11 protein-coding genes are annotated in these 14317 nt (G+C 68.0%); 10 read left to right on the forward strand and 1 reads right to left on the reverse strand.

The genetic code is table 11. The annotated features are described in order from the left end of the window. Positions 1 to 39 precede the first annotated feature (39 nt). The 10 genes from NJ1_RS27835 (at position 40) to NJ1_RS27880 (ending at position 12692) form a co-directional block, all read left to right on the forward strand. Positions 40 to 1299, forward strand: coding sequence for an oxygenase MpaB family protein (locus NJ1_RS27835; protein WP_067699709.1), 1260 nt, complete (start codon positions 40 to 42; stop codon positions 1297 to 1299). Positions 1300 to 1437: 138 nt separating this feature from the next. Beyond that, on the forward strand, positions 1438 to 1728 hold the full coding sequence (locus NJ1_RS27840; protein ID WP_067699711.1) for a hypothetical protein: 291 nt from the start codon (positions 1438 to 1440) through the stop codon (positions 1726 to 1728). Between the two features lie 148 nt (positions 1729 to 1876). Beyond that, positions 1877 to 3499 (forward strand): right-handed parallel beta-helix repeat-containing protein, encoded by a 1623-nt coding sequence (locus tag NJ1_RS27845; RefSeq protein WP_157574260.1) that lies wholly within the window; start codon positions 1877 to 1879, stop codon positions 3497 to 3499. A gap of 249 nt (positions 3500 to 3748) precedes the next feature. Then, on the forward strand, positions 3749 to 7408 hold the full coding sequence (locus NJ1_RS27850) for a nitrate reductase subunit alpha (protein ID WP_067699717.1): 3660 nt from the start codon (positions 3749 to 3751) through the stop codon (positions 7406 to 7408). Continuing rightward, the gene (narH, locus tag NJ1_RS27855; RefSeq protein ID WP_067699718.1) at positions 7408 to 8994 is read left to right on the forward strand and encodes a nitrate reductase subunit beta; all 1587 of its coding nucleotides are present in this window, start codon (positions 7408 to 7410) and stop codon (positions 8992 to 8994) included. The genes NJ1_RS27850 and narH overlap by 1 nt, the downstream gene beginning before the upstream one ends. Next, complete coding sequence (gene narJ / locus NJ1_RS27860; protein ID WP_067699719.1) at positions 8991 to 9596, forward strand: nitrate reductase molybdenum cofactor assembly chaperone; 606 nt, start codon at positions 8991 to 8993, stop codon at positions 9594 to 9596. Before narH ends, narJ begins: the two co-directional genes overlap by 4 nt. Next, the gene (gene narI, locus NJ1_RS27865; protein ID WP_067699720.1) at positions 9593 to 10324 is read left to right on the forward strand and encodes a respiratory nitrate reductase subunit gamma; all 732 of its coding nucleotides are present in this window, start codon (positions 9593 to 9595) and stop codon (positions 10322 to 10324) included. Before narJ ends, narI begins: the two co-directional genes overlap by 4 nt. A gap of 7 nt (positions 10325 to 10331) precedes the next feature. Then, positions 10332 to 11252, forward strand: a complete 921-nt coding sequence (locus NJ1_RS27870) for a tellurite resistance/C4-dicarboxylate transporter family protein (protein ID WP_245717610.1) — start codon at positions 10332 to 10334, stop codon at positions 11250 to 11252. A gap of 1 nt (position 11253) precedes the next feature. Then, positions 11254 to 11499: a hypothetical protein gene (locus NJ1_RS27875; protein WP_067699724.1), complete on the forward strand. Its 246-nt coding sequence runs from the start codon at positions 11254 to 11256 to the stop codon at positions 11497 to 11499. Beyond that, the gene (locus tag NJ1_RS27880) at positions 11496 to 12692 is read left to right on the forward strand and encodes an MFS transporter (protein WP_067699725.1); all 1197 of its coding nucleotides are present in this window, start codon (positions 11496 to 11498) and stop codon (positions 12690 to 12692) included. Before NJ1_RS27875 ends, NJ1_RS27880 begins: the two co-directional genes overlap by 4 nt. A gap of 138 nt (positions 12693 to 12830) precedes the next feature. Here the strand turns inward: NJ1_RS27880 and NJ1_RS27885 are convergent, their stop codons facing one another. Further along, positions 12831 to 14267, reverse strand: coding sequence for an MFS transporter (locus NJ1_RS27885; protein WP_067699726.1), 1437 nt, complete (start codon positions 14265 to 14267; stop codon positions 12831 to 12833). Between the last annotated feature and the right edge of the window lie 50 nt (positions 14268 to 14317).

Here is a 14317-nt window from a genome sequence, read left to right on the forward strand (position 1 = left end):
GGTGGGGCATGGTCACCGGGCATGCGAAGGAGAAGCTCGATGACGCGCTCTCAGGTTCCGGAATCCCCTCGTGATCCGGTCGTTCCCGCTCGCCACCCGGCCGAGCGCGCGACGGTGCCGGTCATCGGCCCGCTGGTGAAGATGCTCGGCATCAAGCCGCCGAACGATCGGGAATGGGCGGAGCTGGGCGAGGCGCTCACCGTCGGCGACCGGCCCATGGACGAGCTGATCGACTGGATGTACACCGCCGGCATGGGCAAGGTTCGCCCGCTGTTCGACCAGGCCCTCGCGCACGGCATCGACAGCATTCCCGACGCCCCGGAACCGTTGCGCGCCTTCTTCGAACAGGTCGAGACCCCGCCGAGCTGGGTCGACTGGGACCTGATCGCGCTGGGGGAGCAGACCTTTCAGCGCGCCGGCCTGGACGGTGTGTACATGGCGCGCGACGTGCCGTTCCTCGGCGGCTTCGTGGCCTCGGGCATCAACCGGACGCTGCTGCTCACCAATACCGGCAAGAGCGGTGCGACCGGCGGTGGCCAGCGGTTCGCCGAAACCCTGCAGTGGGCGCTGGACGTCATCGCCGAGGACGGACTTCGCCCGGGCGGCAAGGGTTTCCGATCCACGCTGCACGTGCGCCTGATTCACACCTTCGTGCGCCGCCATGTCGGCAATCTCCCGGAGTGGAGCGCGCAGGAGTGGGGCGTTCCGATCAACCAGACCGATATGGGGGTCACCATCCTCGGTGCGCTCTTCGCCCCCGCGGTGACCGGCATGATGATGGGAAACCTCTTCACGCCCAGGGAACTCGACGCGATCGCGCATCTGACCCGCTACACCGGCTGGCTCATGGGTATCGAGGAGCGCTACCTGCCCACCAGCTTCGCCGATGCCACCGAGAAGCTCTACCACTACCTGACCGCTCTGACCGCTCCCGACGAGAGCAGCGCGCGGCTGGCGCGGCCGATGGCACAGGACCCGCTCACCTGGCACTACCCGAACCTCGCCTCGATGCGCCGCAAAATTGCCTGGGCGCAGCATCTTTCGATCAGCACCGCGTTCCTCGGTCGCGGCCGCATGCGCGAGCTCGGGCTGCCCGACTACATGCCGCCCTGGTATCCGGTCCTGCGCTTCCCGGTCAACCTCACCCGCTCCGGAGCGGCCATGATCGTGCCCGGCCTGCGAGCCCGCCAGGCCCGAGCCGGTCTGCGTGCCCAGCGCGCCTTCATGGACACCCTGATCGGCCCGAAGCGCGACGGCGCGATCGGCGGTTCGGTGAACTATCTGCATCACGCGGCCTGATTCGGGCGCCCGCCCGCTGGTTGTTTGCTGTTGCGAAGAACCGGCGGGTCTTCATCTTTCCTACGCAGGCTTCGCAGTCTCGAGGCTCAAGTGCGCCAACGGCTCCCGAGCGCGGTGTCCAGGGGTTATGGTTCCGTTATGGTGCGAATTGCCGTCGCCGCCGAGGAACCGGATGAGCAAGGCGATCCGGGGGCCTCGAGCGATCCTGCCTCGTTGCGGCCACACCTGGAGGTTGTTCCGGAGTCACCCGATCTTGATGCGCCACAGCCCCATTCCTTCGGCGCGAACGTCCTGGCGGAAACCGATATCGAGCGACTCCCGTCGTCCGTCCGGCACCGCATCGCCGCCTTCATTCACCTGCAGGTGGCGGCCCTCGAAGAGATGCCGGAGCCGACCCTGCCACCCCTGTCCGCCACCGAAGACCTCTGAGCTGCCCGCTCCCGGTCGAACGGTTTCATCGCCCGGAGCCGCGCTTCGGCACGAGTTCGGCGAACTTGTGCACGCTGCCAGCGATTGTGCCGTTCTCCTGGCTTTTTGCCGATGGACGGGTATCCGACATGCCTGGCATGGTGCCTGAATGAGCACGAGTAGCCCCGCACGCGCGATGTCGCGCGCCGCCGCGGTGATGTCCGCGTTGATCGCCTGTGGTGCGCACACCGTGGCATTCGCGGCGGCCGAACCGGATTCGACCACCTGGTACGTCAGCGCGGCGGCCGCACCCGGTGGAACGGGCAGTGCCGAGGCCCCGTTCGATTCACTGGCCCGCGTGGAAGCCGCTTCCCGCGACGGGGACACCATCATCGTGCGTGCGGTCGCGCCCGTGCTGGCGCCGCTCGACGGCGGCATCGCGCTCAAGCCCGGGCAGCGTCTGCTCGGCGAGGCGGCCGAGGGCGTGAACCGGCCCCGGCTCACCAATACCACCGGAAATCACGACGGCGATGCCGTCCGGCTGGCCTCGGGCGCCGAGGTGCGCGATCTGGTGATCGCCGGAGCCCGCCGCGGCGGCATCTACGGGTCCGACGCCGCCGACGTGGTGATCAGCGGCAACGACGTCAGTGCCACCAATCAGCAGTGCGCGGACGGGTTCGTGATCGGGCCCTTCGGCCTGCCGCCCACACTTCCGCTGGGCGTGGCCATACCCCCGCTGCCCGACTTCATCACCCTGAACAATGGCTGGGCCGCGATCATGACCGACTTCTCGGCCGCCGCCGGACAGGTGCGGATCGAGCGAAACGTAGTGCACGACACCGCCTGTGGCGACGGAATCGACCTGCGCGCGCACGGGAGCAGTCGAATCGACGCCGCCATCACCGGTAACACCCTGCACACCATCAACCTCGGCCTGGCCAAGTTCTCGGTGCTCGCCCTCGGCGTGCAGGCCGCCGACTCGGCGCGGCTCACCGCCGACCTCAGCGACAACACTCAGACCGATATCGCCGTGGCGGAGTCCTCCCCGCTGAACCTGACCGCCGACAGCGAGGGCGTGTTCCTCAACGCACTGGGCAGTGCCCGCATGGATATCACCGTCACCCGCAACCATTTTCGCGACGGCTCCGGAAACTTCTCCGCCAACGGCCTGGAGTACGTCACCACCAGCGGCGCCCCGGTCAGCAGTGTGCGGGTGTCGGACAGCACCTTCGAGGGGGTCACCGGCGACGTCATCGAGAACTACAACCTCAGTTCCGGGGGCGCGCGCCAATCCCTCACCCTCGAGAACGTGACCGCGCGCCGCTCCACCTTCCCGGGCGCGATCGGAAACCCCGTGGTCCCCGCCAACCTCGGAACCTGCGTGGTCACCACGAATTTCGGCCGGGCCGCGCACACCGATCTGACGATCTCCGGGTCGGACCTGGGCGAGTGCAGCGCCGACGGCATCGGCCTGATCGGCTACACCCCCGCCGGATCGGGCCCGGCCACCGCCGAACTCGTCTTCGACATCCGCGACACCACGATCGGCGGCGTGGCGGCCAATGGCGTGAATATCGTGAACGTCGGCGATACCGCCGTCGTGCGCGGAACCCTCGAGCGCGTCGCGGTGAACGGCGCGCAGCGATCGCTGGTGCGCACCAGCCACAGCGGCGGCGTGATCGGCGCTCTCAGCCTCGAGGCCGACGACGTCACCCTCGACGGCCTCGCGTGGGATTGCCGGGCCCGCTCGCAGGTGGACCTCGCCGGGATCCCCGTGCGCTGCCGCGGCTGAGTTCGCCCGAACCTGCCGCGCCGGACCGCGCGACGCATCTGTCCGGTCCGGCGCGGATCGGCCGTTCGGCGCGACACCCCTGACATGCCGAACACGAATGTTCCGGCCTAAGCGTCATGCTCGAAATAGTCTCGGTACAGCAACCGATCCGCAATTTCCTCGGTGATCGATAGCGCGAGGTGATGACCGGCCGGATCGGTGGCGTTGTCGCAAGTCGCGGATAGGGCCGAGAGACGGGTGGACGCTGGCATGGCGGAGCCGGATGCGCTGATTCTCGAAACCGGAAAGTTCTTTCATCGCGGTGAGACCGCGGAGGATCTGCACAGCATCGAATACGAGGGTGGCCGCGAGGGCGACACCTTCTATCGCGATCGGTGGAGCCACGACAAGGTCGTCTATTCGACACACGGCGTGAACTGCACCGGGTCCTGCCGGTGGAAGGTCTATGTCAAGGACGGCATCATCACCTGGGAGACCCAGGCGACCGACTATCCCTCGGTCGGGCCGGACAGCCCCGAGTACGAGCCGCGCGGTTGTCCGCGCGGTGCGTCGTTCTCCTGGTACACCTATTCGCCCACCCGCGTGCGCTATCCCTATATTCGCGGACGGCTGCTGAGCATGTACCGCGAAGCCAAAGCCCGCCTGGGTGATCCGGTCCTGGCGTGGGCCGATATTCAGGACGATCCGGTGCGTCGCCGCGAATACCAGCAAGCGCGTGGCAAAGGCGGCCTGGCCCGGGCCACCTGGGACGAGGCCGTGGAGATCATCGCGGCCGCGCACGTGCACACGATCAAGGCCTACGGTCCGGACCGCATCGCGGGCTTCTCCCCGATCCCGGCCATGTCGATGGTCTCTCATGCCGCCGGCGCGCGATTCATGGGCTTGATCGGCGCGCCCATGGTGTCGTTCTACGACTGGTACGCCGATCTGCCGGTGGCCTCGCCGCAGGTGTTCGGCGATCAGACCGACGTGCCCGAGTCCGGAGACTGGTGGGACGCGGCCTATCTGATCATGTGGGGCTCCAATGTCCCGGTGACCCGCACCCCGGACGCGCACTGGATGGCCGAGGCGCGCTACCGCGGGCAGAAGGTCGTCGTGGTCGCGCCCGACTACGCCGACAACGCGAAATTCGCCGACGAATGGTTGCATCCGCATCCGGGTACCGACGGCGCGCTGGCCATGGCCATGGGGCACGTCATCCTGCGCGAGTACTTCCTCGACCGGCAGGTCCCGTTCTTCACCGACTACGTGCGCCGCTTCACCGACCTGCCCTTCCTGGTGACGCTGGTCGAACGCGACGGTGCCTACGTTCCCGGAAAGTTCTTGCGCGCGAGCGATATCGGCGACGGCGGCGAGGGCGCGGAGTGGAAGACCGTCGTCATCGACGAGACCACGGGCGAACCGGTGGTGCCGCCGGGTTCCCTCGGATTCCGCTGGCCCGCCGCCGCGGAAGGCCGGTGGAACCTCGATCTCGGCGATATCGAGCCCACCCTGTCGCTGATCGACGGCGGCGACGGAGTGCCGGTGTTGTTGCCGCGCTTCGACATCGGGGACGGTACGGGCGGCGGCTCCGGTGCGGTGCTGCGCCGCGGCGTCCCGGCCCGGCGGCTGTCCGCCGACGGGCCGCTGGTCACCACGGTCTTCGATCTGATGCTCGCGCAGTACGGTGTCGAGCGGTCGGGGCTGCCGGGTGTGTGGCCGGAGTCGTACGAGGACGCCTCCGCCCCCGGCACGCCCGGCTGGCAGCAGGAGCACACCTCCGTGCGCGCGGAAACCTGTGTGAAGATCGCCCGCGAGTTCGCCGATACCGCCGCCAAGAGCAACGGTCGCTGCATGATCCTGATGGGCGCGGGAACCAATCACTGGTTCCACTCCGAGACCATCTATCGCGCGTTCCTGGCCCTGCTGCAGCTCACCGGGTGTCAGGGCCGCAATGGCGGCGGCTGGGGTCACTACGTCGGGCAGGAGAAGTGCCGCCCGGTGACCGGATGGGCGACCCTGGCCGGAGCCACCGACTGGACCCGCCCGCCCCGTCAGGCGATCGGAACCGGCCACTGGTTCGTGCACACCGATCAGTGGCGCTACGACGCCTTCACCAGCGATGTGCTGACCTCGCCGCTGGGCGAGGGCCGGTTGGCCGGCATGACCGCGATGGACTGCCTCGCGCAGTCCGCGCGGCTGGGCTGGATGCCCTCCTACCCGACCTTCGATCGCAATCCGCTCGAGCTCGGCGAGGGCGAGGACGCGATCGGCCGGGCGGTGGAGCAATTGCGCACGGGGGAACTGCGTTTCGCCGCCGAGGATCCGGACGCGCCCCGGAACTGGCCGCGCGTGCTGACCCTGTGGCGCTCGAACCTGTTCGGCTCCTCGGCCAAGGGCGCGGAGTACTTCGCCAAACACCTTCTCGGAACCCATAATTCGCTCAACGCCCAGGAAGCGCCGCCCGATCTGCGCCCGCGCGATGTCGCCTGGCACGAGAACGCGCCCGAGGGCAAGCTGGACCTGCTCGTCTCGCTGGACTTCCGGATGACCTCCTCGACCCTGCTCTCGGACATCACGCTGCCCGCCGCGACCTGGTACGAGAAGCACGATCTGTCCTCCACGGACATGCACCCGTTCGTGCACTCGTTCTCACCCGCCATCGACCCGCCGTGGCAGGCGCGCACCGACTTCGACGCCTTCCACGCCATCGCCGATCGGTTCAGCGAACTGGCCCGCGATCACCTGGGCACGCGTCGTGATCTGGTGGCCACCGCGCTGACCCACGACACCGTCGGGGAGACGGCGCAGCCGGGCGGCGTGGTCCGGGACTGGCGCGCGGGGGAATGCGAGCCGATCCCGGGCAAGACCATGCCGAACCTGACCGTCGTGGAACGCGACTACACCGCGGTCGGAGCGAAATTCGCGGCGCTGGGCCCGCTGGTGGAGAAGGTCGGGCTGCCGGTCAAGGGCATCATGGTGCATCCCGACGAGGAGGTGAAATACCTCGCGGCCAAGAACGGCACCGTCGCGAGCGGGCCGGCGGCGGGCCGCCCGCGCCTCGATACCGCCGTGCGCGCGGCCGACACCATCCTGGCCCTGTCGGGAACGACCAACGGCCGCTTGGCCGTTCAGGGTTTCCGCACACTCGGCGCGCGCACCGGCCAGGAGATGGCGCACCTGGCCGCCGAGCACGAGGGCAAGCGGGTCACCTACGCCGACACCCAGGCCGCGCCGGTCCCGGTGATCACCTCGCCGGAATGGTCCGGCAGTGAATCGGGCGGCCGTCGCTACACCGCCTTCACCCAGAACCTCGAACAGCTCAAGCCCTGGCACACCCTCACCGGCCGCCAGCATTTCTTCCTCGACCACGACTGGATGCACGAGCTGGGCGAGGCGCTCCCGGTGTACCGGCCGCCGTTGAACATGCACCAGCTCTTCGGGGAGCCCACGCTCGGCGCGGACGGCGGCAAACAGGTGACCGTGCGCTACCTGACCCCGCACAACAAGTGGTCGATCCACTCGGAGTACCAGGACAACCTGTACATGCTCTCGCTCTCGCGGGGCGGGCAGGTGATCTGGATGGCCCCGGCCGACGCCGAGGCCATCGGGGTCGCGGACAACGACTGGATCGAGGCGGTCAACCGCAACGGCGTGGTGGTGGCCCGGGCGATCGTGTCGCACCGCATGCCGGTCGGCACCGTCTACATGAACCACGCCCAGGAGCGCACGGTGAACGTGCCCAAGACCGAGACCACCGGCAAGCGCGGCGGTATCCACAACTCGCTCACCCGGGTGCTGCTCAAACCCACGCATCTGATCGGCGGCTATGCCCAATTGTGCTGGGGCTTCAACTATCTGGGCCCCACCGGAAATCAGCGTGACGAAGTGACCGTGATCCGCCGACGCTCGCAGGAGGTGCAGTACTGATGCGCGTGATGGCACAGATCGCGATGGTGATGAACCTGGACAAGTGCATCGGCTGTCATACCTGTTCGGTGACCTGCAAGCAGACCTGGACCAATCGTGCGGGCATGGAGTACGCCTGGTTCAACAATGTGGAAACCCGTCCGGGGCAGGGGTATCCGCGGCAGTACGAGGATCAGGAGAAGTGGAAGGGCGGCTGGGAGCTGGATCGGCGCGGGCGGCTCAAACTCAAAGCCGGTGGCCGGCTGCGCAAACTGCTCTCCATCTTCGCGAACCCGGTGTTGCCGGTCATCAAGGACTACTACGAGCCCTGGACCTACGACTACCGCACTCTCACCAATGCCCCACTGGGAGAAGACTATCCGGTCGCGCAGCCGCGCTCGCTGCTGTCCGGCAAGCCGATGTCGATCCAGTGGAGCGCGAACTGGGACGACAATCTGGGCGGTGCCACCGAGCACGGCGACGACGATCCCATCGTGCGCAAGGTCCGCGAAACAGCCGCGGAGAAGGTGCGTTTCGAGTTCGAACAGTCCTTCATGTTCTATCTGCCGCGGATCTGCGAGCACTGCCTGAACCCGGCATGTGTGGCCTCGTGCCCGTCGGGTGCGCTGTACAAGCGCAAGGAGGACGGCATCGTCCTGGTCGATCAGGACCAGTGCCGCGGCTGGCGCATGTGCGTGACCGGCTGCCCGTACAAGAAGATCTACTTCAACCACGAGACCGGCAAGGCCGAGAAGTGCACCTTCTGTTATCCCCGTATCGAAGTGGGCCTGCCGACCGTGTGCTCGGAGACCTGCGTGGGGCGGCTGCGATACCTGGGTGTGCTGCTCTACGACGCGGATCGGGTCGCCGAGGCCGCCGCCACACCCGATGAGCACGACCTCTACGAGGCGCAGCTGGGTGTGTTCCTGGACCCCGAGGATCCGCGGGTGCGCGCCGAGGCCGAGCGCGCGGGCATCGGCGTGGACTGGATCGACGCGGCACGCCGTTCGCCCGTGCACGCGCTGATCAGCAAGTACCGGGTGGCGCTGCCGCTGCATCCGGAATTCCGGACGCTGCCGATGGTCTGGTACATCCCGCCGCTCTCGCCCATCGTGGAGGCGTTGTCCGACACCGGTTTCGACGGTGAGGATCCCGGCAATCTGTTCGGCGCGATCGACTCGCTGCGGATCCCGATGGAGTACCTGGCCGAACTGTTCACCGCCGGTGACGTCGCTCCGGTGCGCGACGCGCTGGCCCGGCTCGCGGCCATGCGTTCCTATCAGCGCGACATCAATCTCGGTGACATCCCGGACGATTCGATCGCCGCCAGCGTCGGCATGACCGGCGCCGAGATCGATGAGATGTTCCGGCTGCTGGCCATCGCCAAATACGAGGAACGCTATGTGATTCCGACCGCGGCCATGGGTGAGGCCCACGAGCTGGAGGAGATGGCGCTGCAGACCGGCTGCAGCGTGGACTACGACAGTGACACCAGCCACGCGGCGGGCCCCTTCGGTGACGATTCGGGCCGAAAGCTGTTGCCGCTCATGACCGTCGAGAGTTTTCACGTGCTGCGCAAGCGGCAGACCTCCGACGAGGAAGCATGACGGCCGGACCCGACGCGGAGTTCTTCCAGGCGGTCGCGCACTGTCTGGACTACCCCGACGAGCAGTTCTTCGAGCGCCTGCCGATGCTCGCGCACAGCGCCGGGGAGCTGACCCCCTTTCTCGACCATGCCCGCACCCTCGGGCGCGAGGCGCTCGCCGAGCACTACGTGGCGACCTTCGACTTCCGCAAACAGCACTGCCTGCACCTGACCTGGTGGCTCGACGGCGACACCCGCCGCCGGGGGCAGTCGCTGCTGTCGATCAAACAGCTCTACCGCGACCACGGCATGCACCTGAACGGTGTGGAGTTGCCCGACTATCTGCCGGTGGTGCTGGAATTCACCGCCGCCACCGGACGGCGAGAGCTGCTCATCGAGCACCGACCCGGACTGGAGCTGCTGCGACTGGCGCTGGCGGACAACGAGAGTCCCTACGCGGGAGTGGTGACGGCGCTGTGCGCCCGGCTACCCGGAACCTCCCCGCGCGATCGGGCCGCGGTGCTGGCGCTGGCCCGGTCCGGTCCGCGCACCGAATCCGTCGGGCTGGCCGCCTACGGCCATCTCGCCCTGCTGCCCGTCCTCGGCAACGGAGGTCACCGATGAGCACATTCCTCTGGGGCGCACTGCCCTACATCACGCTGGTATCGCTGGCGGGCGGGCTGTGGTGGCGGTACCGCTACGACAAGTTCGGCTGGACCACCCGGTCCTCGGAGCTGCACGAGTCCAGGCTGCTGCGCATCGCCTCGCCGATGTTCCACTACGGCATCCTTTTCGTGTTCGTGGGCCACATCATGGGCCTGTTCATCCCCGAGGCCTGGACCGACGCGGTGGGGGTGAAGGAGCACCAGTACCACCTGCTGTCGCTGTTCGGCGGCACCGCGGCGGGTGTGCTCACGATCCTCGGCATTCTCATGCTCATCTACCGCCGCCGCACCCGGGACGCGGTGCTGCGGGCCACGACTAGCAACGACAAGCTCATGTACGTCGTCCTGCTGGCGGCGATCTTCATGGGGCTGTACGCCAAGCTCGGTCACTCCACCATCAGCTCGGGCTACAACTACCGCACGACGATCGCGCCGTGGGCCCGCGGCATCTTCTACCTGAACCCGCGGCCCGAGCTCATGGAGTCGGTGCCGCTGACCTTCCAGATCCACGCCGTGATCGGCATGCTGCTGATCGCGATGGTGCCCTTCACCCGGCTGGTGCACATGTTCAGCGCGCCGGTGGGCTATCTGTTCCGCCCCTACATCGTCTACCGGTCCCGCAGCCCGCAGCAGCTCGGCGAGCGCACGCCGCGCCGGGGCTGGGAACCCGTCGACCTCGAAAGGTGATGTCGCGGTGCGGAGTCGGTGGTGGGAGCAACTGCCCCCGGTTGCGGGCTCGTTCGTCATGGCCACCGGAATCATCTCGGTCGGATTGCATCTGACCGGCTTCGAGGTGATCTCGGTGCTCATGCTGGCGCCGGCCGGGGTGGTGTGGGCGTTCCTGGCGATCGATTTCGTCCGCCGGCTGGTGTGGAATCGCACGCGCTGGGAGACCGAAGCCGAAACCCCGGCCGCCCTGACCGCGGTCGCGGCCACCACCGTCCTGGGTACCCGGATCTCGCTGCTGGGCTGGTACGCACCGGCTTTCGTGCTGCTGGCGCTGGCCTCGGTGGTGTGGCCGGTCCTGCTGTATCTGGTGATCGGGCACTGGAATCGCCATATGCCGGGTGCGGCGTTCCTGGTCTGCGTCTCGACCGAGGGGCTGGCCGTGCTGGCGGGCACCCTGGCCGTAGCGGGCCGGGGTGATGCGCTGGTTCCGGCGGCCTTGGTCCTCGCGTGCCTCGGCGTGCTGCTCTACCTCGCCGCGCTGTCCCGATTCGATGTGCGACAGCTGTGGTCCGGCGCGGGTGATCAGTGGATCGCCGCCGGCGCGCTGGCCATCACCGCGCTGGCCTTCTCCAAACTGACCGCCTCGCACTACTTCACGGGAGCGGCGCACGATCTGCTGCGCGGGGCCTGCCTGGTGATCCTGGCGCTGAACCTGATCGTGTACGCGGTCCTGGTGGTCACCGAGGTGGTCGATCCGCGCCCGGCCGACGATGTTCGACGCTGGGCGACGGTGTTCCCGCTCGGCATGACCGCGGTGGCGACCCTGTCCGCCGGAGCGGCGGCGGGCATCTCGTGGCTGCGTCCGGTGGGGAGTGGCCTGCTGATCGTCGCGGTGGGCGCGTGGCTGCTGACCCTCGTCGTGCGCGCGCGGCGCATCACGGCCTAGAGTGCGCGATCCGCTGGATATTCCGGTGTCGTTCGAGCCCATTCGAATTCGATTCGACGAGTTGCATGCCGGGCCCTTTCCGGTTTCCCGCGGTTTCTCGGCGGTGCGGTCGCGCGATGTTCGCGGCGGTCACCCGGTGGTGGCTGGTTCGGCGTTCCAGGTGGTCAACGCGGCGCGGGGGCTCCTCGATCACGATGTGTGTCGTATCGATGGTTTCCTCCGCGGGAGTGTTCTGCTAGGTGCGTGAACTCGACGACGTCTGAGCTACACAACGGTTCGCGGACGATCAATCTGGCCTTGGCCACATGGGTGTCCGCGATCAATTTCTGGGCCTGGAACATGATCGGGCCGCTTTCGACGACCTATGCCTCCGCGCTGTCGCTCAGCAGTGCCAAGACCTCGATTCTGGTGGCCATGCCGATCCTGGTCGGGTCGCTGGGCCGGATCGTGGTGGGCTCGCTGACGGACCGATTCGGCGGCCGCGCGATGTTCATCGCGATCTCGCTCGCCTCCATCGCCCCCGTGCTGGCCGTCGGGATCGCGGGCAAGGCGGAGTCGTATCCGCTGCTGCTGGTGTTCGGCTTCTTCCTCGGGATCGCGGGCACCATCTTCGCGGTCGGCATCCCGTTCGCGAACAGCTGGTACGAGCCCGCCCGCCGTGGTTTCGCCACCGGCGTGTTCGGGGCGGGCATGGTCGGTACGGCGCTGTCGGCCTTCTTCACCCCGCGGTTCGTCGGCTGGTTCGGACTCCTCACCACGCACGTCGTCATCGCGGTGGCGCTCGCGGTCACGGCGGCGGTGTGCTTCGCGATCATGCGGAACTCGCCGGAGTTCACCCCCAACCTGGATCCGGTGGTGCCCAAGCTGCGGGCCGCCGCGAAACTCCGTGTCACCTGGGAGATGTCGCTGCTGTACGCGGTGGTGTTCGGCGGGTTCGTCGCCTTCAGCACCTATCTGCCCACCTACATCAAGGTCATCTATGGCTTCTCCGCGGTCGACGCCGGAACCCGCACCGCGGCGTTCGCACTCGCGGCGGTGCTGGCCCGCCCGGTCGGTGGGGCGCTCTCGGATCGGATCTCGCCGAAATACGTGGTGCTGTTCTCGCTCGGGGGTACGGCGCTCATGGCGGTGGTGGCCTCGTTCAAGCCGCCCGCCGACATCGGTTCGGCCATCACGTTCATCGGTCTCGCGCTCTTCCTCGGCGTCGGCACCGGCGGCGTGTTCGCCTGGGTGGCACGGCGGTCTCCCGCCTCCAGCGTCGGCAGCGTCACCGGAATCGTCGCCGCCGCCGGCGGTCTCGGCGGCTACTTCCCGCCGTTGATCATGGGCGCGACCTACAACGAGTCGGCCAACAACTACACGTTCGGCCTGTTGCTGCTCGCGGCCACAGCACTGGTGGGGCTGATCTACACGGCCCTGAAACTCTCCGCACAAGAGTGATACCCGCGCCGGGTTCGGCGGTCGGTGTGAACGTCTCGCCGTCGCTCGCCGCGCCGATCGAGAGTCGTTCCGCGAGAAAGGGATCGGACCGGGTAACCGGTCCGATCCCTTCGTGCGTGTGGATCTTTCGTGCGCAGCTCAGAGTGCGAGCGTCAGGGCATCGCCGGCCGGTGCGGCATCGGTGGCGGCGGCCGGGCGGCGCAGTACCGTGAGGCTGACGATCAGGGCGAGTGCCAGGAGTGCGGCGGCGATGGTGAACGCGAGGCGGTAGCCGTCGGTGAGCGCGGCGGCCTCGGAAGCGCCTGCGGCGAGCCGGTTTCCGGTGCGGGACGCGGCCAGGGTGGACAGCACCGCGATGCCGAGCGCCATGCCGATCTGCTGGGTGGTGTTGAACAGTCCCGACGCCACTCCGGCGTCATCGGCCTTCGCGCCGGACATTCCGAGGGTGGCCAGGGCCGGCAGGACCAGTCCGCCACCGGCGATCAGGACCATCATGGGCAGCAGGTCCACCGCGTAGGCGGCGTGCACCGGCAGGCGGGTCAGCCAGCCCATGCCGGCCAGCAACAGGACCAGTCCGGCGATCAGCACGTTGCGGGCGCCGAAGCGGTTGCTCAGCGGGGCGGAGACGAACAGCGAGACTCCGCCGATCGCGACGGCCGCGGGCAGCATGGCCAGACCGGTCCGCAGCGCGCCGTAACCGAGCACCTTCTGCATGTAGAGCGCCACGATGATCTGGAAGGCGAACATGGCCGAGAGCGTGAGCATCTGGACCAGGTTGGCCCCGGAGACATTGCGGGAGCGGAAGATTCGCAACGGCAGCAGCGGGGTCGCGGCGGTGGCCTGACGGACGAGGAAACCCGCGAGCAGAGCGATCGAGACGGCGGCCAGACCCAGCGTGCGGCCCGATGTCCAGCCGAACTGCTCGATGCCGACCACGGTGTAGATGCCCAGCATCAGTCCGGAGGTCACCAGCGTCGCACCCAGAATGTCCGCTCCGGCGGCCAACCCGATGCCGCGATCGGCGGGCAGCGCCTTCACCGCGAGGGCGATGGTGGCCAGTCCGATCGGCACATTGATGAAGAAGATCCAGTGCCAGCTCAGCGCATCGGTGAGCACGCCGCCGAGCACCTGGCCGATGGACGCGCCCGCCGCGCCGGTGAAGCTGAAGACGCCGATGGCCTTGGCACGCTCCCCGTTCTCGGTGAAGAGGGTGACCAGAATTCCGAGCACCACCGAGGCGGCGAGCGCACTGCCCACGCCCTGCAGGAAGCGCGCGGCGATCAACTGGCCGGGGCCGGTGGCCGCACCGGCGAAGACCGACGCCGCGGTGAACACGCCGTTTCCCGCCAGGAACACGGTGCGGCGGCCGATCAGATCACCGAGTCGCCCGGCCAGCAGCAGCAGTCCGCCGAACGCGATCAGATACGCGTTCACGGTCCAGCTCAGTCCGGCGGGGCTGAAGCCGAGATCGCGCTGGATCGCGGGCATCGCCACCGTCACGATGCTGCCGTCGAGAATCGTCATCAGCATCGATGCCGAGAGCACGGTGAGTGCGAGGCGCTGTGAGACCGACATTGGTTGCTCCTGTCAGGGCATGAAAGATCAACTCGCCCACTGGGCGAGCG

The organism is Nocardia jejuensis NBRC 103114 (assembly GCF_001613145.1).
GTDB classification, from domain to species: Bacteria; Actinomycetota; Actinomycetes; order Mycobacteriales; family Mycobacteriaceae; genus Nocardia; species Nocardia jejuensis.

What these genes read in the sequence shown, in the direction of transcription:
- NJ1_RS27850 (WP_067699717.1), top strand. Translation starts at nt 3,749, where the DNA reads ATGGCGGAGCCGGATGCGCTGATTCTCGAAACCGGAAAGTTCTTTCAT.
- narH (WP_067699718.1), top strand. Translation starts at nt 7,408, where the DNA reads ATGCGCGTGATGGCACAGATCGCGATGGTGATGAACCTGGACAAGTGC.
- NJ1_RS27885 (WP_067699726.1), bottom strand. Translation starts at nt 14,267, where the DNA reads ATGTCGGTCTCACAGCGCCTCGCACTCACCGTGCTCTCGGCATCGATG.
- narJ (WP_067699719.1), top strand. Translation starts at nt 8,991, where the DNA reads ATGACGGCCGGACCCGACGCGGAGTTCTTCCAGGCGGTCGCGCACTGT.
- NJ1_RS27845 (WP_157574260.1), top strand. Translation starts at nt 1,877, where the DNA reads ATGAGCACGAGTAGCCCCGCACGCGCGATGTCGCGCGCCGCCGCGGTG.
- narI (WP_067699720.1), top strand. Translation starts at nt 9,593, where the DNA reads ATGAGCACATTCCTCTGGGGCGCACTGCCCTACATCACGCTGGTATCG.
- NJ1_RS27840 (WP_067699711.1), top strand. Translation starts at nt 1,438, where the DNA reads ATGGTGCGAATTGCCGTCGCCGCCGAGGAACCGGATGAGCAAGGCGAT.
- NJ1_RS27835 (WP_067699709.1), top strand. Translation starts at nt 40, where the DNA reads ATGACGCGCTCTCAGGTTCCGGAATCCCCTCGTGATCCGGTCGTTCCC.